This window comes from Microbispora cellulosiformans (assembly GCF_008728085.1).
GTDB lineage: Bacteria > Actinomycetota > Actinomycetes > Streptosporangiales > Streptosporangiaceae > Microbispora > Microbispora amethystogenes.
This window is the reverse complement of the sequence record NZ_VYTZ01000004.1, coordinates 387411-404630: the sequence shown is the minus strand read 5'-3', so window position 1 is coordinate 404630 and position 17220 is coordinate 387411. Positions and strand designations below refer to the sequence as shown.

General features: G+C 71.0%; 20 protein-coding genes. 11 read left to right on the top strand and 9 right to left on the bottom strand.

What is annotated here, in order from left to right; all coding sequences use genetic code 11:
* Positions 1-47: 47 nt before the first annotated feature.
* Both F5972_RS13045 and F5972_RS13040 read right to left on the bottom strand, forming a co-directional pair.
* Positions 48-716: a class I SAM-dependent methyltransferase gene (locus F5972_RS13045; RefSeq protein ID WP_150933722.1), complete on the bottom strand. Its 669-nt coding sequence runs from the start codon at positions 714-716 to the stop codon at positions 48-50.
* Positions 717-884: 168 nt separating this feature from the next.
* The gene (locus F5972_RS13040; RefSeq protein ID WP_150933721.1) at positions 885-1532 is read right to left on the bottom strand and encodes a PadR family transcriptional regulator; all 648 of its coding nucleotides are present in this window, start codon (positions 1530-1532) and stop codon (positions 885-887) included.
* Between the two features lie 138 nt (positions 1533-1670).
* Between F5972_RS13040 and F5972_RS13035 the strand changes: the two genes are divergently transcribed.
* The 4 genes from F5972_RS13035 to F5972_RS13020 all read left to right on the top strand — a co-directional run bounded on the left by F5972_RS13035 (position 1671) and on the right by F5972_RS13020 (position 4718).
* Positions 1671-2405, top strand: a complete 735-nt coding sequence (locus tag F5972_RS13035; protein WP_150933720.1) for a CPBP family intramembrane glutamic endopeptidase — start codon at positions 1671-1673, stop codon at positions 2403-2405.
* 26 nt (positions 2406-2431) lie between these two features.
* Positions 2432-2770: a PadR family transcriptional regulator gene (locus F5972_RS13030; protein ID WP_150933719.1), complete on the top strand. Its 339-nt coding sequence runs from the start codon at positions 2432-2434 to the stop codon at positions 2768-2770.
* Positions 2767-3495 carry a hypothetical protein gene (locus tag F5972_RS37185; protein WP_191910088.1) on the top strand — a complete coding sequence of 243 codons (729 nt, stop codon included), beginning with the start codon at positions 2767-2769 and terminating at the stop codon, positions 3493-3495. The genes F5972_RS13030 and F5972_RS37185 overlap by 4 nt, the downstream gene beginning before the upstream one ends.
* A gap of 68 nt (positions 3496-3563) precedes the next feature.
* Complete coding sequence (locus F5972_RS13020) at positions 3564-4718, top strand: methyltransferase (RefSeq protein WP_150933718.1); 1155 nt, start codon at positions 3564-3566, stop codon at positions 4716-4718.
* Between the two features lie 20 nt (positions 4719-4738).
* Here the strand turns inward: F5972_RS13020 and F5972_RS13015 are convergent, their stop codons facing one another.
* Genes F5972_RS13015 through F5972_RS13005 form a run of 3 tightly spaced genes read right to left on the bottom strand, consistent with a single transcriptional unit; the run spans position 4739 to position 6922 of the window.
* Positions 4739-5614 (bottom strand): DUF72 domain-containing protein, encoded by an 876-nt coding sequence (locus F5972_RS13015; protein ID WP_150933717.1) that lies wholly within the window; start codon positions 5612-5614, stop codon positions 4739-4741.
* Between the two features lie 34 nt (positions 5615-5648).
* Positions 5649-6074 (bottom strand): nucleoside deaminase, encoded by a 426-nt coding sequence (locus F5972_RS13010; RefSeq protein ID WP_150933716.1) that lies wholly within the window; start codon positions 6072-6074, stop codon positions 5649-5651.
* Complete coding sequence (locus F5972_RS13005) at positions 6071-6922, bottom strand: LLM class flavin-dependent oxidoreductase (protein WP_150933715.1); 852 nt, start codon at positions 6920-6922, stop codon at positions 6071-6073. Before F5972_RS13005 ends, F5972_RS13010 begins: the two co-directional genes overlap by 4 nt.
* 92 nt (positions 6923-7014) lie before the next feature.
* On the opposite strand from F5972_RS13005, the gene F5972_RS13000 reads away from it, so the two are divergent.
* Positions 7015-7461 (top strand): Lrp/AsnC family transcriptional regulator, encoded by a 447-nt coding sequence (locus F5972_RS13000; RefSeq protein WP_150933714.1) that lies wholly within the window; start codon positions 7015-7017, stop codon positions 7459-7461.
* Positions 7462-7585: 124 nt separating this feature from the next.
* Here the strand turns inward: F5972_RS13000 and F5972_RS12995 are convergent, their stop codons facing one another.
* Together F5972_RS12995 and F5972_RS12990 are read right to left on the bottom strand one after the other, a co-directional pair.
* Complete coding sequence (locus tag F5972_RS12995) at positions 7586-8134, bottom strand: dihydrofolate reductase family protein (protein ID WP_150933713.1); 549 nt, start codon at positions 8132-8134, stop codon at positions 7586-7588.
* A gap of 90 nt (positions 8135-8224) precedes the next feature.
* On the bottom strand, positions 8225-8926 hold the full coding sequence (locus tag F5972_RS12990; protein WP_150933712.1) for a helix-turn-helix domain-containing protein: 702 nt from the start codon (positions 8924-8926) through the stop codon (positions 8225-8227).
* A gap of 335 nt (positions 8927-9261) precedes the next feature.
* Here F5972_RS12990 and F5972_RS12985 point away from each other — a divergent pair, with 335 nt between their 5' ends.
* Together F5972_RS12985 and F5972_RS12980 are read left to right on the top strand one after the other, a co-directional pair.
* The gene (locus tag F5972_RS12985) at positions 9262-11046 is read left to right on the top strand and encodes a glycoside hydrolase family 27 protein (protein ID WP_150933711.1); all 1785 of its coding nucleotides are present in this window, start codon (positions 9262-9264) and stop codon (positions 11044-11046) included.
* A 125-nt stretch (positions 11047-11171) separates the two neighbouring features.
* Positions 11172-12041, top strand: a complete 870-nt coding sequence (locus F5972_RS12980) for an alpha/beta fold hydrolase (protein WP_191910087.1) — start codon at positions 11172-11174, stop codon at positions 12039-12041.
* A 21-nt stretch (positions 12042-12062) separates the two neighbouring features.
* On the opposite strand, the gene F5972_RS12975 is transcribed toward F5972_RS12980, so the two are convergent.
* Positions 12063-13292 (bottom strand): cytochrome P450 family protein, encoded by a 1230-nt coding sequence (locus F5972_RS12975; RefSeq protein ID WP_150933709.1) that lies wholly within the window; start codon positions 13290-13292, stop codon positions 12063-12065.
* A gap of 174 nt (positions 13293-13466) precedes the next feature.
* On the opposite strand from F5972_RS12975, the gene F5972_RS12970 reads away from it, so the two are divergent.
* The 3 genes from F5972_RS12970 to F5972_RS12960 all read left to right on the top strand — a co-directional run bounded on the left by F5972_RS12970 (position 13467) and on the right by F5972_RS12960 (position 15650).
* A complete protein-coding gene (locus F5972_RS12970) occupies positions 13467-14306 on the top strand; it encodes an SMP-30/gluconolactonase/LRE family protein (RefSeq protein WP_150933708.1) in 840 nt (279 codons plus the stop codon).
* 149 nt (positions 14307-14455) lie between these two features.
* The gene (locus F5972_RS12965; RefSeq protein ID WP_150933707.1) at positions 14456-15013 is read left to right on the top strand and encodes a hypothetical protein; all 558 of its coding nucleotides are present in this window, start codon (positions 14456-14458) and stop codon (positions 15011-15013) included.
* Positions 15014-15119: 106 nt separating this feature from the next.
* Positions 15120-15650: an RICIN domain-containing protein gene (locus F5972_RS12960; protein ID WP_150933706.1), complete on the top strand. Its 531-nt coding sequence runs from the start codon at positions 15120-15122 to the stop codon at positions 15648-15650.
* Between the two features lie 152 nt (positions 15651-15802).
* On the opposite strand, the gene F5972_RS12955 is transcribed toward F5972_RS12960, so the two are convergent.
* Positions 15803-16630 carry a DUF6597 domain-containing transcriptional factor gene (locus F5972_RS12955; protein WP_150933705.1) on the bottom strand — a complete coding sequence of 276 codons (828 nt, stop codon included), beginning with the start codon at positions 16628-16630 and terminating at the stop codon, positions 15803-15805.
* Here F5972_RS12955 and F5972_RS12950 point away from each other — a divergent pair.
* Positions 16629-17171 carry a TIGR03086 family metal-binding protein gene (locus F5972_RS12950; RefSeq protein WP_191910086.1) on the top strand — a complete coding sequence of 181 codons (543 nt, stop codon included), beginning with the start codon at positions 16629-16631 and terminating at the stop codon, positions 17169-17171. The two genes, F5972_RS12955 and F5972_RS12950, sit on opposite strands and share 2 nt — an antisense overlap.
* The last annotated feature ends 49 nt before the right edge of the window (positions 17172-17220 follow it).

The following is a 17220-nucleotide window of genomic DNA, read 5'->3' as shown; positions in this document are numbered from 1 at the left end:
CAGCCCCGGGGCGGAGCTGGGAGCGCCCGCCCCGGAGCCGGCCGGCCTTAGGGGGCCGGTCTGGTCAGCCGGACCTCGACGCTGATGCCCTCCGTACGGATCTCACAGGTCCTGAACGCGCTCTCGGCGGCGAGGCGGGCGAACAGGTCGCGGGAGTAGGCGCGGCGGCGCAGCGCGAGCAGCGGCACCTTCGTCATGAGGGCGTTCAGCGGCGTGAGCCCCATGCCCCTGATCTCCTCGTCGACGGCGGCCCGGGTCGCCTCCCGGCTCATGTCGTGGATCACCGCCCGGCCACCGGGGCGCAGCACCCGGTGCATCTCGTCGAGGGCGCGCACGGGCCGTCCGAAGTTCTTGAAGGCGGCCTGGCAGACGACCAGGTCGAAGGAGCGATCGGGGAACGGGAGGCCGGCGGCGTCGCCGTGCAGCACGTCGACGCGCACCCCCGCCCGGCGGGCGTTGCCGGTCGCGATCTCCACGAACGTGCGGCTGAGGTCGAGCCCGGTCACCGCGAACCCGAGCCGGGCCATCTCCACGGCCAGATGACCCGGGCCGGGGGCCACCTCCAGGACGGCCGCCCCCGCGGGCAGACCCGTCGTGACCTCCGCCGCGAACCGCCGTACGGCGGCCAGCTGGGGCGCGGAGGCGCGCTGGCGCGCGTACCACCGGGCCATCGCGCCCTCCATGCCGGGCGCCTGCTTCTGCGTGATCTTCTCCATCGTCTCCTCCGGTGTCGGTTCGTACGGGTGTCCGAACCGGCCCGTGGAGGGAGCCCGGCTATCCTTGCGGTTGCCAACCTTGTGACCGGATCCGTCCGCGGGTTTCGGTTCGAGGGTCGCGACCCCGGCGAGGTGTTCCCGCACCACGCCGGGGTTCGCTCATGGGGTTCAGTCCGGGGTGAGGCCCCTTTCGGCGAGTTCGGCCATCTCGGGCGGCATCCGCCCCGACTCGTGCCAGGCCCGCCACATGGGCAGGTCGGGGAAGGCCCCGCTGGTCAGCTCCTCGACGAAGGACCGGATCCACGCGGCCTCCGCCTCACGGACGGCCAGGTCGTACTCCGCCTCGACGAGGAACAGCCGCGGCGTCTCCCGGCGCCACTCGGCGAGGGCCTCCCGCTGCGCGGCGACGTCCTCCTCCAGCAGGGCCAGCCGGCGCCGCAGCAGGCCGGTCAGCTCGTCCGGCGGAAGCACTCCGCACACCGACAGGGCGGCCTCGAACCTCGGCCGTTCGGGCTCGGGGTCCGCGATCAGGTCGCGTACCCAGTCGGCCAGCTCGGCCCGCCCGGCGTCGGTGATGCGGTAGATCGTGCGCTCGGGGTGCGCCCCCTCGCGCACGGTCCCCTCCACCTCCAGGAACCCGTGTTTCTCCAGGTTGCGCACCACCGTGTAGAGCGACCCCCACTTCACGCCCATGTCGCGGTCCTTGCCGCGGGCGCGCATCAGGGTGGCCATCTCGTACGGATGCATGGGGCGCTGGACGACCGTCGAGAGCACCGCCAGACCCAGCAGGTTGTTCACCTTCCGCCGTCCGGCCATCGCCCCCACCTCACCTTGACTACTCGTTCGCGAGTATACGCAGACGAGTAACTCTCCGTCGAGGGATTGTAGATTGCATTCCTAACTAGCTCGCTCTATCGTCTAGATCGTCATCTGACGTAGAAAGGGCGGCTGGTCATGACCGTTCCGAGCTTCACGGTCCCGAGCCTGTTCCTGGCGGCGCCGCTGACGGCCTACCTGGCCTTCGTCTCCCCCTGGCTCGGCAGACGCCAGTACGACCGGCTGGCCCGGCGCCGCGCCGGCGACCCCCGGGCGCTGGTCCGGGCCTACCGGCTGTGGATCGGCGAGGAGTGGGCCTGGATCGCCGTGACGGCGCTGATCCTGGCGCTGTCACCGGGCGCCGGCCCCCATGACCTGGGCCTCGCCCGGCCCGACGACCTCGGGAAGGTCGCGGCGATGGCGGGCGGCCTGGGCTGCGCCCTGCTGGCCGGCTCGCTGGTGCTCCGCCACGCCGCGCGGTCCGGCCGCGCCGTACGCGGTCAGGAAGCCGTGGCGGCCCTGCTGCCGCGCACCTCCTCCGAGCGGCGGCACGCGGTCGCCATGGCCGTCACCGCGGGCGTCTGCGAGGAGGTCGTCTACCGCGGCCTGCTCATCGCGCTCGGCGTCGGCGTCCTGGGCCTGAACCAGGCCGTGGCCGCGTTCCTCGCCCTCGCGGCGTTCGTGGCGGGCCACTTCTACCAGGGCTGGAAGGGCATGGCCGCGGTGTCCCTCCTCGGGTTCTGGTTCACCGCCATGTACCTCGCCACCGACAGCCTGCTGCTGCCGATCGTGGCGCACGTCCTGATCGACCTCCGGGGCCTGGTGCTCACGCCCCCGCCGGTGCAGGAGGAGGTCGGCGAGCCGTCTAGGTAGCACAGCTACCGTGCGAGGATGGGCGCATGGCGACCGACCGCCGGGCGAGCTGGCTCAAGGGAGTCCTCGATCTGCTGGTGCTGGCCAGCCTGACCGAGGGCGAGAACTACGGCTACGAGATCGCCAAGACGCTCGCCGCCTCGGGACTCGGCCAGATCAGGGGCGGCACGCTGTATCCGGTGCTCAACCGGCTGGAGGAGGCGGGCCTGGTGTCGGCCGAGTTCCGGGTGACCGAGCGGGGCCCCGGGCGGCGTTACTACCGGCTGACGGAGCAGGGCCGGCAGACGCTCGCCGAGCAGGGCCGCCTGTGGCTGGCGTTCGACGAGTCCGTACGCACCATGCTGGCCTCGGGAGGACTGAAGTGACCGGCTACCTCGACGAGCTCACCGCGCTGCTGCGCGCGGGCGGCGTGCCGGACGAGCAGGCCGGAGCCATCGTCGCCGACCTCGCGTCGTACGCCGACGAGACCGGAGCGGACCCGGAGGAGGAGTTCGGGCCGGTCGACCGGTTCGCCGAGCAGCTGCTGGCGGCGCGCTCGCCCGAGGCGGACGCGGCGGGCGCGACCGAGTGGCGGTGGACCGCCGACGTCTTCGCCGACCGGCAGATGCTGGCCAGGCTCGGCGACCAGGGCTGGGAGGTCGACCGGGTCGACGCCCTCGGCAGGTTCGTCAGCCACCGCGACCCGGAGCGCCCGCAACGGTGGGAGTACCGCAGAGAACGGGTCACACCGGGCGGCGCCCGGACGCCGGCCGCGCGCCTCGCGCCCGAGGGCTGGGAGCCCTGCGGCACCTGGGTCTGCTTCGAATACTTCAAACGGCCCAAGGCCGCCAGCGTGGGACCGGCCGCGCAGATCGACTCCCCGCCCGCGGCCCCGGCGCGGAGCATCTTCTTCAGCCGACAGTTCTACGTCGTGACGGCCGCGCTCCTGATCGTCCTCGTCGCGCTGTGGCTTCTGGTGGGGCGGTCCGGCGGTGAGGGGACGGCCGGCGGTGAGGGGGCGGACTTCTTCGCGGGGCTGGCCGCCGGAGGCTGCACCACGATCGCGATCCTGGCGCTGGTGCTGTGGTGGAGCGCCCGCCGCCGCGGCTGAGCCGCCCGCCGTACGGACACCGCGGCGTGGAGGAGACCCGGGCGGGAGGGGCACTAGCCTGGGGCGGGATGGAGCGCCTGACGACAGCGCGCGGGGACTTCGCCCTCGCCCGCTTCCCCGAGGATCCCCGCGACCCGCTGCGCGCGTGGGACGCCGCCGACGAATACCTGCTGCGTCACCTCGACGAGCGTGAGGACGGGCCGGTTGACCTGTCGGGGAGCGTGGTCGTGCTGGGCGACCGGTGGGGCGCCCTGGTCACCGCGCTCGCCGGGCACGATCCCGTCCAGATCAGCGACTCCTTCCTCGGCCGGCGGGCGACCCTCGCCAACCTGGAGCGGAACGGCCTGCCGGCCGACGCCGTACGGCTGCGCACGACCAGGGAGGCGCCGCCGGAGCGGATCGACGTGCTGCTGGTGCGGGTGCCGAAGAGCCTCGCGCTCCTGGAGGACCAGCTGCACCGCCTCGCCCCGGCCGTGCATACCGGCACCGTGGTCGTCGGCGCGGGGATGGTCACCGAGATCCACACCTCGACGCTGCGATTGTTCGAACGCATCCTCGGGCCGACCAGGACCTCCCTGGCCGTGAAGAAGGCCCGGCTGATCTTCTGCGCACCGGAGTCCGGGCCGCTCCGGAAGGCCGATCCGTGGCCGCGGAGCCTCCGCCTGCCCGCCGACGCGGGGGTGGTCTCCGGCCTGACCGTCGTCAGCCACGCCGGGGTCTTCAGCGCCGACCGGCTCGACGCGGGCACCCGTCTGCTCCTCCGCAACCTGCCCGCGCGTACGGGGGCGGAGCACGTCGTCGACCTCGGCTGCGGCAACGGGGTGATCGGGCTCGCCGCGGCGTTGTCCAATCCGGACGCCGAGGTGACGTTCGTCGACGAGTCGTACCAGGCGCTGGCCTCGGCGGAGGCGACGTTCCTGGCGAACGCCCCGGCGGGCGCGGTCGCGCGGTTCACGGCGGCCGACGGCATGGCGGGCTTCCCGCCGGGCACGGCGGACCTGGTGCTCAACAACCCGCCGTTCCACAGCCACCGCGGCCGGACCGACGCGACCGCCTGGCGGATGTTCAACGGCGCCCGCGCGGGCTTGCGGCGGGGCGGCGAACTGTGGGTGGTGGGCAACCGCCACCTCGGCTACCACGTCAAGCTGCGCAGGCTCTTCGGCAACTGCGAGGTCGTCGCGAGCGACCCGAAGTTCGTCCTGCTGCGCGCCGTCAAGAAGTGATGCAAGCCGTAGGGAACTGATCAGAACAGGGTGAGCGGCTCGTCCTTGGCCTGCTCGCCGAGTCGCCCGGACAGCGGTTCCGGCAGCGGCTCGACGCCGGGCACCTCGGCCCGCACCTCGTCGTGGAACAGGCGGGCGAGAGTCGGCGCGTCGGCGTTGTCGGGAGTGTGCACGAACACCGTCGGCGAGCGGCCCTCGCGCAGCCACCCGGCCACGGTGTCCACCCAGTGGCGCCAGCCCTCGACCGTACGCGCCTGGTCGTCGCGGCCGAGGTAGCGGACCACCGGCCGGTCGGTGAGGGCCGCGGCGCGCAGGGGCACGCGCGGCTTCTTCGTCCAGGCGTCGCGCTCGGCGTCGCTCGTCGGCGGGCTCCTGAACAGCACGGTCGTGTCGAACGGGATCCACTCCGCGCCGGCGCCCTCCAGGACGGCCTCCAGGAGCCGTACGGCCCGCGGGTCGTCGAAGAACGCGCGGTGCCGCACCTCCACGCCGTACCGGTGGGAACGGGGAAGCCGGGCGAGGAAGGTCCCGAGGACCCCCGCGTCGGCGGGCCCGAACGAGCCGGGAAGCTGTATCCACAGGGTGTGGGCGCGCGGACCCAGCGGCTCGATCGCGTCGAAGAACGCGCGCACCTCGTCCTCGGCGCCGGTGAGGCGGCGTTCGTGAGTGATCGACTTGGGCAGCTTGACCACGAAGCGGAAGTCCGGGCCGGTCTGCCCGGCCCAGGTCTCCACCGTGGCCCGCGCGGGCGTCGCGTAGAAGGTGGTGTTGCCCTCGACCGCGTTGCACCAGGTCGCGTAGGCCCGCAGGCGCTCTCCGGGCGGGAGCGGATGCGGCAGGAGGCGCCCCTGCCAGGGCTTGTGCGTCCACATCGCGCATCCCACATGAAGCCGCATGCCCCCGACGCTATCGAAGCGTCACCGGAAATCGTCAGGTGTAGTACCCCTCGACGGGGACCCGCGCCTCGTCGAACAACGCCGGCCCCTCCTGACGGAAGGACGACGGGCTGGTCGGCGGCTTCAGCGTGCCGAGTTGCTCGGTGGAGAGCGCGAAGACGACACGGCCGAGCCCGGAGCGCTCGATGGCCCCCGCGCACATGCCACACGGCTGGCAGCTCGTGAACATGGTCGTGCCGGCCGCGGTGGCGGGGTCGAGCTCGCGGGCGGCCCAGCGCGCGAGCTTCAACTCCGGATGGGCGGTGATATCCGAATCCGTGAGCGAGGTGTTGCACTCCTCGGCGAGGACGCCGCCGTCCGGGCCCACGAGCAGCGAGCCGAACGGCGGGTTCCCATCCTCCCGGGCCGCCGCGGCCAACTCGATCGCCCTGCGGAGGAGGTTTTCTTCGTCCGGTGTCACGGGTGCTCCGTTCTCGTACGGGCGGCGGCCACCGTCGCGAGCATGCGCCAGGCCGCCTCCGGATGGTTTGTCTCATCGGGGTCCCCGCGGAAGGGATCGAGCAGGACAGTCTCGGCGCCGAGGAGGCGCAGCCGTTCCAGGTCGTCGAGGACCTGGGCGACGGTGCCCTCGCCGGCCCGGCGTTCCGCGCCCGTCACGGGGGTGTCGGTGAGCCGCAGCAGGATGCGCGGGGCGAACGCGGGGGCGGGACGCTCCAGGCCCGCCGCGATGGCGGCCAGCCGGTCCATCCGCTCGTCCAGCCACGGGAGGGTGAAGCGCAGCGGGTGCCACGCGTCGCCGAGGAGCACCGCCCTGCGGAGGGCGGCGTCGCTGCCGCCGCCGATCCAGATCGGGATGTGCCCGGCCCGGTAGTCCTCCTCGTTCCGCCACGCCCGGCGGATCGCCCGCAGGTGCTCGTCGGTCAGCGCGCCGCGCCGCTCGTACGGCACGCCGAGCGCCTCGAACTCCTGCCGCGCCCAGCCCACGCCCACCCCGAGGGTCAGGCGGCCTCCGCTGAGCTGCTGGAGGTTGGCCGCAATCCGGGCCGTGAGCAGCGGGTGCCGGTAGGGCACGATGAGCACGGTGGTGCCGAGCCCGATCCTCGTGGTGATCCCGGCCAGCCAGGACAGCGTGGTGAACGGCTCGTAGAACGGCGCCGGATACTGCCCGGCGACATCGGGGGTCACGACGACGTGATCGGAGACCATGAGCAGGTCGAACCCGAGATCCTCCGCCGTCTCCGCCCAGCCGCGCAGCACGTCCGGCCGGGTGCCCGGCCCGAAGTTCGGGACGTTGACACCTAGTTTCACCGGTCCAGGCTATTGTCCGGCCACACCATCGGGAAGGAAGAATTCCCTGCTTGACGGTGGTTCCGCCGTGGATTCCCCGGTAGATTCGGCGAATGGCCGAGAGTCTTGACCCGACGGACTGGTCCATTCTCGCCGAGCTGCAACGCGACGGCCGCGTACCGCTCACCGAGCTGGCCCGGCGGGTGAGCCTGAGCGCCTCCGCGACGACCGAGCGGGTGCGCCGACTGGAGGCGGTCGGCGTCATCAGGGGTTACCGCGCCGTCGTCGATCTGGGAAAGGCCGGATACGCCGTGCTCGCCGTGGTGCGGCTCAAGTATCCGGGCAGCAGGCACGAGCCGCTGCACCGGCTGCTGGGCGAGCGCATGGAGATCCTGGAGTGCCTGCGCACCACCGGCGATGACTGCTACACGCTCAAGGTCGCGGCCACCTCCATGGCCCACCTGGAGAAGGTCGTGGACGAGCTGGCGCGGTTCGGCAGCACCACCACCAACATCGTCTACAGCGAGACGCTCCAGTACCGCGGCCCGCACGCCACCTGAAGACGGCACAGCGGCGGGCGAGTCCGGCGCGACGGACACCCCGGGCCGTCTGCGGCGCACCGCCCTGATCAGAAGATCCGTTCCACGGCGGCGCGTGCGGCGGGCACCGGTCGGCGGGCGCCGGTCAGCCGGCGTCGGGGACGAAGGACAGGTGCAGCACCCCGGTCTTGAACGTCTCGGACCTGACCAGCTTCAGCTTGTGCGTCGGGCCGTCCTCGAACAGCCGCCGGCCGCGGCCGACGACGATCGGGTGGACGAGCAGGTTCAACTCGTCGAGCAGCCCCTCGGCCAGCAGCCATCGCACGGTCGTCGCGCTGCCGGACATCTGGATGTCGCCTTCGGTGATCTGTTCCTTGAGTTCGCGCAGCCTGCCCGCGACGTCACCGGAGACGAGGGTGGTGTTGGACCAGTCCGCCCTCTCCAGCGTGTTCGACACGACCCACTTGCGGGCGTTGTTGAAAGCCGCCGCCACCTCGGGGTCCTGGTCGGTCGTCGTCCAGTAGGCGGACCACTCGTCGTACAGCGTGCGGCCCATCAGGAAGCCCGCGGCGTTCTGCATGCCCGCCTGGACGACGGCGCCCATCTCGTCGCTCCAGTACGGGAAGTGCCACTGGTCCGGCGACTCGACCACGCCGTCCAGCGAGATGAAGAAACTCGAAACGATCTTCGCCATTGCTCCGTTCCCCTTTTGCTCGGCGGCACCCGGTTCGTGCCGCTCGCCGTATCGACGGCGGCGAAGGGAAGACTAGGAGGACGGCGGTGCTCAGGTCTTGTACAGAAGCGACACCGGATCCGCCGGATCCCGCTCGCTCAACCGCGTGGCGGTCTGCCCGACGTAACGGGCCAGCGACCTCGCCAGATGCGGCTGGTCGAAGTAACCGAGCCGGTGGACCACCTCGACGGCGGGCACGCCGTCCCGGATCAGCACGGCCGCCCGCCGGGCACGGTCGATCTGCCGGACGGCGCCGCGGGTGAGGCCGGTCGCCGCGAGGAAGCGCCGCTGGAGGGTGCGCTCCGACAGGTCCGGGGACGCGCCGTCGAGCACCGCGGCGACGACGGGGTCACGGACCAGGACGTCCTCGCGCACCATGCGGCGGACGAACATCTCGGCGTTGTCGTAGCTCGGAAGACACCAGGCGGACCCCTTGAGGTGGAACGTCCTGCGGGTCGCGTCGGGTATCTCCGCCATGGCGTCGACGAGGCGGTTCGCCGGAAGATGCGGCATCGAGGTGCCGAGCGCGAAGACGATCCCGAAGAACGTCGCGTCCTCGGGCACGGAGGCCTGTGCCGCCCTCGTCTCCGGGCCCTGCACGGACGCGCTGACCTGCCCGCGATGCTCCCAGAAGACCAGATCCCAGTTCGCCGTCGCCACGGACGTCATCCGGCTGACGTCCTGGCTGGTGCTCCGCCACACCCGCTCGATGTACGGCGAGTCGGACGGCCGGCTCTCGATCTCCAGAGCCATCCTGCCTGACCCCCTTGTCCTGTCGCTGGCTATGCCCGGGAGCGTACCTCAGATGAACGTTTCACCCCCGGCGGGACGGCGGGGACGCCGCAGCAGGGAGCCGGGCGGGGCGGGTGGCCGGAGACTTGACGGTGCCCGAGATGTTGTATTCGCTCCCCTTCGGCGCCACCACCACCTGCCTCTCCACGGGGAGGGTGCCGACACTGCGGGGATGTTAACGCTAACATCAGACCGTGCTCCCGCTCGGCCGGTCACCCGCGCAGTGCGTGGAACGCCGCGCTTTCTCCACTCGGTGAACCCCACCGACACGAGCACCTCAGAGACGAGGAGGCACGATGCGACTACGCGGACCCGTACGGCGACGCCGTTCCGACGACGCCGGGAGTGGCCATCCGGCCCCGGCGCCATCTCTCACCCGGCCCCTGTCGCGACTGTTCGTCGCCGTACAGGTCGTGGTCCTCGCCCTGGCGTCGGTGGCGTGGGCCGTCCCGGCCGGCGCGGCGCGAACGATCGCCATGCCGGCCGCGGCCGTCGCGGCCGTGGCGACGCCCCCCATGGGCTGGGCCTCCTGGAACACCTTCGCCGCCCAGATCAACTACAACGTGATCAAGAACCAGGTGGACGCGATCGTGTCCTCGGGGATGAAGGACGCCGGCTACGAGTACGTCAACATCGACGAGGGCTGGTGGCAGGGCACGCGGGACTCCTCAGGCAACATCACGGTCGACACCGCCGAATGGCCTGGCGGGATGAAGGCCATCGCCGACTACATCCACAGCAAGGGCCTCAAGGCGGGCATCTACACCGACGCCGGACGCAACGGCTGCGGCTACTACTACCCGACCGGCCGGCCGGCCGCCCCGAACAGCGGCAGCGAGGGCCACTACGACCAGGACTTCCTGCAGTTCTCCCGCTGGGGCTTCGACTTCGTGAAGGTCGACTGGTGCGGCGGCCAGGCCGAGGGGCTCAACGCCCGCACCGCCTACCAGGCGATCAGCGCCGCGATCGACCGCGCCACCGCGCAGACCGGACGGCCGATGGTGCTGTCGGTCTGCAACTGGGGCGCCCAGAGCCCGTGGGACTGGGCGCCGGCCATCTCCACCATGTGGCGCACCAGCGGGGACATCATCTACTGGGGCGAGAACGCCTCGATGGACCGGGTGCTCGCCAACTTCGACTCCGCCCAGCACCCGAACGCGCAGAGCCCCGGCCACTACAACGACCCCGACATGCTCGTCGTCGGCATGAACGGCTTCTCCGCGGCGCAGAACCGTACGCACATGGGCCTGTGGGCGATCTCCGGGGCGCCGTTGCTGGCCGGGAACAACATCGCCACGATGAGCGCGGAGACCCGGGCGATCCTGACCAACCGGGAGGTGCTCGCGGTCGACCAGGACCCGCTCGGACGGCAGGGCGTGAAGGTCGCCGAGGACCAGACCGGACGCCAGGTCTACAGCAAGGTGCTCTCCGGCACCGGCCGCCGGGCCGTGCTCCTGCTCAACCGGACCACCTCGTCCGCGTCGATGACCGTCCGCTGGTCGGACCTCGGCCTGAGCGGCGCGGCCACCGTGCGGAACCTGTGGACGGGGACCGACGCCGGGACCTTCACCAACAGCTACGCCACCACCGTGCCGGCCCGCGAGGCGGTCCTGCTCACCGTCACCGGGACCACCGCCTCACCCACGGCGACGCCCACGACCACCCCCACCTCCACTCCCACCGCCACTCCTCCGGCCACGGGCTCGATCAGAGGGGTCGCCTCGGGCCGGTGCCTCGACGTCAACGGCGCCTCCCAGTCCAACGGCGCGACGGTGCTGATCTGGGACTGCAACGGCCAGAACAACCAGAAGTGGGCCACGACCAGCGCCGGTGAGCTGCGCGTCTACGGCAACAAGTGCCTGGACGTCAACAACGCCGGCACCGCCGACGGCAGTTCAGTGATCATCTGGGACTGCAACGGGCAGAACAACCAGAAGTGGCGCTTCAACTCCGACGGCACGATCACGGCGGTCGGCGCGAACAAGTGCCTGGACGTGTCCGGTAGCGGCACCGCCAACGGCACGAAGGTGCAGATCTGGTCGTGCAACGGCCAGAACAACCAGAAGTGGACCCGCGTCTGAGCGACGCAGCGGACGCGCCCGTACGCCTTCGCCGGAGACGACCACGTCCCGGCGAGGGCGTACGGGGCCTGCGGCCCGCTCCGTGAGAGCGGCCATCCCGCATGGCCTTTGGTAGACATACGCCCATGTCTGTTGAGATACGTCACACGCATCTCGCCGTTGGGGACCTCTCCGTGCACGTCGCCGAAGCGGGCGACCCGCACGGCCCTCCGTACCTCTTCCTTCACGGCTGGCCGGAGTCGTGGAGCACATGGGAGGGCGTCATGGAGCGCGCCGCCGGCACGGCGCGGGTCATCGCCGTCGACCTTCCCGGCATCGGCGGGTCCACCGGAGCCGTCCCCGGCGGCTCCAAGCGCCTGATCGCGGCGGCCGTCCACGATCTGGTCGGGGCGCTCGGGCTCACCGGCCTCACGCTGGTCGGCCACGACGCCGGTGGGATGGTCGCCTACTCCTATCTCAGGCAGTACGCCGACGCCGACCGGGTGGTCGTCATGAACACCGTGATCCCCGGCGTCGAGCCGTGGAGCGAGGTGCTGCGCAACCCGTACATCTGGCACTTCGGTTTCCACGCGGTGCCGGCCCTGCCGGAGGCCCTCGTACGGGATCGCCAGGCCGAATACTTCGCGTACTTCTACGACGTGCTGTCTCCGGCACCGGAGAAGATCACCGAGGAGTCGCGGGCGGCGCACGCCGCCGCCTACGGCACGGACGCCGCCCTGACCGCCGGGTTCGACCTCTATCGGGCGTTCCCGCAGGACGCCCGGGACAACGCCGAACTCTCCGCGGCGGGGCCCGTCGACACGCCCCTGCTCTACGTACGCGGCGACGGCGAGGGTGGCGACGTCACCGCGTACGCGGCGGGGCTGCGGGAGGCCGGCGTCCGGAATCTCACGACCGCCCTGATTCCGGGCGCCGGCCATTTCGCGCAGGAGGAGGCGCCCGGCGACGTGTGGGACCTCATCCACTCCTTCGCCGCGACCACGACCACGACGTGACCGTACGTCTCCTCCGCCGTGCTATCCGGCGGCGCTCAGCCGTACGGGGAGCTCCTTGTGCCCGTTGCTGATGAGGGTGGGCAGCGGTCGCAACTCGGCGGCCGGCACCGCGAGTGACATCTCGGGGAAACGCTCGAAAAGCTGCCGGAGAGCTTCCACGACCTCGAGGCGGGCCAGGGGAGCGCCGAGGCAGAAGTGCACGCCGTAGCCGAAGGCCAGGTGGTCCTTGACCCGGCGGGTGACGTCGAAGGCATCGGCGTCCGGCCCGTGCCACTCCGGGTGCCGGTTGGCGGCCCCGTACGCCGCGAGGATCGGCTCCCCTGCGGAGATGACCTGGCCGTCCGGCAGCGGGAGGTCGGTGACGGCGAAGCGCATCGGGAGGTACTTGACGGCGGGCTCGTGGCGAAGGGTCTCCTCCACCACGTCCTCCCAGGAAACCTCGCCGGTCCGGACGAGACGAAGCTGGTCGGGTGACGTCAGCATCGCGAAGACGGCCTGGTCTATGACGTTGACGGTCGTCTCGTACCCCGCGTTGATCATCAGGCCCAGCGTGTCGCGCAACTCCTGGCCGGTGAAGCCGGCGCCGTCCGACTCCTCGTCACGTGCGGCGATGAGGAAGGAGGTCAGGTCGTCGCCGGGGTCGGCGCGCTTGGTCGCGATCAACTGGTCGATGTGCTCGTAGAGACGCACGACGTTGGCCTGCGCCTGCTCGGGGGTGAGCGTGCTGTCGAAGACACCGTCGACGATCTGCCGGAACCCGTCGCGCTGGTCTTCCGGCACGCCCATCAGGTGGCCGATCACCGCGATGGGCAGCGGGAGGGCCAGCCGCTCCCGCAGGTCCACGACCTGCCCGGCGGGCAGCGCGGCGAGGTCGTCGACCAGCCCGGTGACGATGGACCGGACGATCGGGCTCAGCTCGGCGATGCGGCGTGCGCTGAACGCGGGCGAGATCATCCTGCGCAACCTGCGGTGATCCGCGCCGTACGCGGTGAACATGTTCTCCACCAGTATCCACAGGGCGAGCGGCCATGTGCCGGCTGTCTCCTGGAAGGCCGGGTAGTGCGCGCGGCCGTCCTTGGAGACATCGGGGCTGGTGAGAAGGGTCCGGAGAACGGTGGGGTCGGTGACCGCCCAGGCGCGCAGGCCGAGGATGTCCACCGGAGTGGCCGGGCCGCGGGCCCGCAGGGCCCGGTATTCGGCGTGCCGGTCGGCGCCGGTGGGATCGATGACGAACGGGAGGAGCTCGGGCATGTGACTTCTCCTTGTCGCTCTGTGGATACATCTTCGACCGAGCATCCCGGCGATGTGTGACATCCGCGGGTAGCGGTCGCTCCCTACTCGGAGCCGGCGTGTCCGGAAACTGTCGTAGGGGTTGCGTACTGTCGTCTCCCAGCGGCGCAGGGGACGTCGCGGAGGGAGGCGTCGATGCCGGAACTGCGTACGTGGCTCACGGGTCTCGGGCTGGTCGAGTCACCCCGTTGGCACGACGGCCGCCTCTACTTCTCCGACTGGACCGCGCACGAGGTGATCGCGCTCGACCTGGACGGCACCCACGAAGTGGTCGCCCGGGTGGACTCGCTCCCGCTCTGCATGGACTGGCGCGCGGACGGACGGCTGGTGATCCTCGACTCCGCGCGGGGGCTGCTGCTGCGACGGGAACCCGACGGCTCCCTGGTGACCGAGACGGACCTCACCGGTCTCGGCCGCGGCTGGAACGAGATCGTCTTCGACGGCCGCGGCAACACCTATGTCAACCGGATCGGCTTCGACATGGCCGGCGGCGGGGAGTTCGCCCCGGGATCCGTCGTACACGTCGGCCCGGACGGCTCGGCCCGCCAGGTGGCCGACGACATCGCCTTCCCCAACGGCATGGCCGTGACGCGGGACGACTCGACGCTGATCGTCGCCGACTCGTACGGCAACAGGCTCACCGCCTTCGACATCGAGGCCGACGGCGGACTGGCGGGCGGCCGGGTCTGGGCCGACACCGGCGAGGACCACCCCGACGGCATCTGCCTCGACGCCGAGGGCGCCGTCTGGTACGCCGACGTCGGCAACAGGCGCTGCGTGCGGATCCGGGAGGGCGGAGAGGTCCTGCAGACCGTCGATGTCGACCGGGGATGCTTCGCCTGCACGCTCGGCGGCGCCGACGGAAGGACCCTGTTCATCCTGGCGGCCGAATGGCGCATGCCCGAGATGGTGCCACCCGGAACCGGCCAGGTGCTCTCAACTCAGGTCGAAGTCCCCGGCGCGGCCTGGCGATGAACACCCTCGGCATCCTCGCGCAACAGGCCACGGTGGCCGAGGTGGCCGAGGTGCACGCCTGAGCGCTGGACGCGGAGATCAGGGCCCTGAAGCTCCGCCGCGCCGTACTCCGCACGATCGCCGTACGTGGCGGCACGACCGAGGAGACGATGATGACGCACAAACTCGCCCAGCTGTCCGCCGCGCAACGACAGCAGGTCATCGACGAGTTCATCGAGAACACGTTCTTGGGGATCACGCTCGACGACGACGCCAAGGTGGTCGCGGACTGGATGCGGGAGCTGCCCGACGAGCTGCCGGACGATCCGACGCCAGGTCAGGTCGACGCCTGGATCGAGCTGGCCGACCTGGTCTCCGGCGAGGACTTCCGGCAGCGGCTCCGGCGGATCGCACTGACCGATGCCTCACCGGTGGTATCGCGTTACAGCCACGAGCTCCGGTCGCCGGCCCTTGAACACGCCGGCCTGGCGATAGCCGCATCGATCGCGCCCGATTCGGCCGAAGGCCGGTCGGTCCTCCATCGCATCGTCGAACCCGGCATGCCGACCGGTGAACGCGGCGAACTGGTTCGATGGCTGGAGACCGTCGCCGACGCCCAGGTCGAGCGCTATTGGCAGCTGTTAGCCGTACTCAACGGCCATGAGCCCTCTCCGTCGGCCATGCCTGCTTTCACCTGGCTGATCGCCGCTCTTCGCGCCCACGGCTGAGCCACCCGCCCACGCCGCGGGAGACACGTGCGCCAGGTAATTGATCAATGACGGTGAGTAGTGGGATGGTGCTTGCGACCCGATCAACCCTCTCAGGGAGACACCCATGCTCGCTCGCCGTCTGCTGGCCGTCGCCGTCATCTCCACCGCGGTGGGTGCGGTCACCACCCTGCCCGCCATGGCCTCTGATCACCCGCACGACGGCAGCACGGCCCGGGTCGGCACCCCGGCGTGCGTCGACGTCAGCAACAACCGTGGCAACGGTACGCAGATGTACCTCTGGCAGTGTCAGGACAACAACTCCAACCAGAAGTTCGTCTTCCAGGACGGCCTCATCAAGGTGGAGGACACCATCGGCACGGGGCGGGAGATGTGCCTGGACGCCTCCAACAACCGCGCCAACGGAACCCGGGTGTACCAGTGGCAGTGCCTGGGGAACGCCAACCAGCTCTGGGTCGTCCAGAGGGGCCTGATCATCCTCAAGTCCACCCTCAACTCGGGCAACCGCATCTGCCTGGACGTCACCAACGGCCGCGCCAACGGCGCGCCGGTCTACCTGTGGCAGTGCGTGCCCAACGCCAACCAGACGTTCGTGATCGACAACGGCCAGATCGCGGTCAAGGACACCCTCCTCTGAGCGCGAAGTCCCGGACCGTCGATTGTGACGATCCCACGTGCCCTCCTGCCCGCAGCAGGGCCTGAGCAGCGCGGCAGCAGTGTGGCGGCGCGCGGCGCCACCACACTGTCCGCTCCCGCGCGAATCGGAGCGCCCCGCCGGGTACGCAGGGATCAGGCCCGGCTTCTGAGCCGGGCGTAGGCCGCGGGAGGCATGCCGACAGCGGCGGTGAAGTCCCGGGTCAGGTGAGCCTGATCGGTGTAGCCGAGCTCGGCGGCCAGCGTGGCGAGGCCGAGGCCCTCGTAGACGCGCTCCGCGGCCTCGTGGAGCCGGAATCTGCGGATCACCCACTTGGGACCGATGCCGACATAGTCCCGGAACAGCCTCTGCAGCGAGCGCACCGATCGCCCCGATCTGGCGGCCAACTCGTCGACTCTGGTCACGGACACGTCGTTCTCCACCATCGCCACCAGTGCCGCCGCCTCCTCCGACAGCGGATCCCTGTTCGGTCCCAGACTCAGGAGAAACGCCTCGGCGAGCGCGATGGCGGCCTGGGCGTCAGGCTCGGCCAGGACCTGCTCGACCAGAGTCGCGCCGGCCGCGCCGTACATCTCGCCGATCTCCACGAACCGGCCGGTCAGCTGGGACACCGAACCACCGAGGAACGGCCGGAAGCCACCCGGGCGGAAACGCGTGCCGAGCACACGGCCGCTGCCCCGCATCGTGTAGGAGAACCCGCCTCTGATCACTCCCACGACCCGGCGGAAGTTCTGGGCGATCGTCATGTTCACCGTGGGGTGCGAGACGATGCGCTGCTCGTACGGCTCGGCGAGGTCGGTCCACGTCACGACCCAGAAGTGGTCGACATACGGCGCGATCCCGGGCGATGGCGACTGCCGGACGAAGTCGAAGGCGTCGAGCCCCGCGTACGGGTCGACCCAGCCGCGCTGTCGCGTTTCTACAAGCCGCCCTGCGGGCAGGCGGGGCAGGGTGGTCGCCATGGAAGAAATGATGCCGCTGATGACGCGGGCCACCGAACGGACCGCGGAGCTGGTGCGCGCGGTGCGGCAGGACCAGCTCGGGTTGCCCACGCCCTGCGCGGAGTTCGACGTCAAGGGCCTGATCACGCACCTCGAGTGGGTGGCCGCGTTGTTCGAGTCGCTAGGTCGCAACGGGCCGAGGGTCGAGCAGGGGCCCTACGCGGGCGACTTCCCCGAGAGGGCGAAGGCCACGCTGGCCGCCTGGTCGCGGCCCGAAGCGTGGGAGGGAACCAGCCCCGCCATGGGCCTGCCGATGACCACGCTGGGCCACATGTACCTCGTCGACATGGTCGTGCACGGCTGGGACCTGGCCAGGGCGATCGACCGGGAGTACGAGCCGGACCCCGAAGCCGTATCGCGGGCGCTGCATTTCACTGACCGGATGGTGGAGATGGGCAGGCAACGCGGTGCCTTCGGGCCGCCGGTGCCCGTGCCGGACGACGCCCCGCCGTTCGCCCGCCTGCTCGGCGTCATCGGCCGGGATCCCGCCTGGACAGCGTGATCTGCTTCAGTGGGCGCGGTGCCGCGAGGACGACTCGAGAGCGGACCCG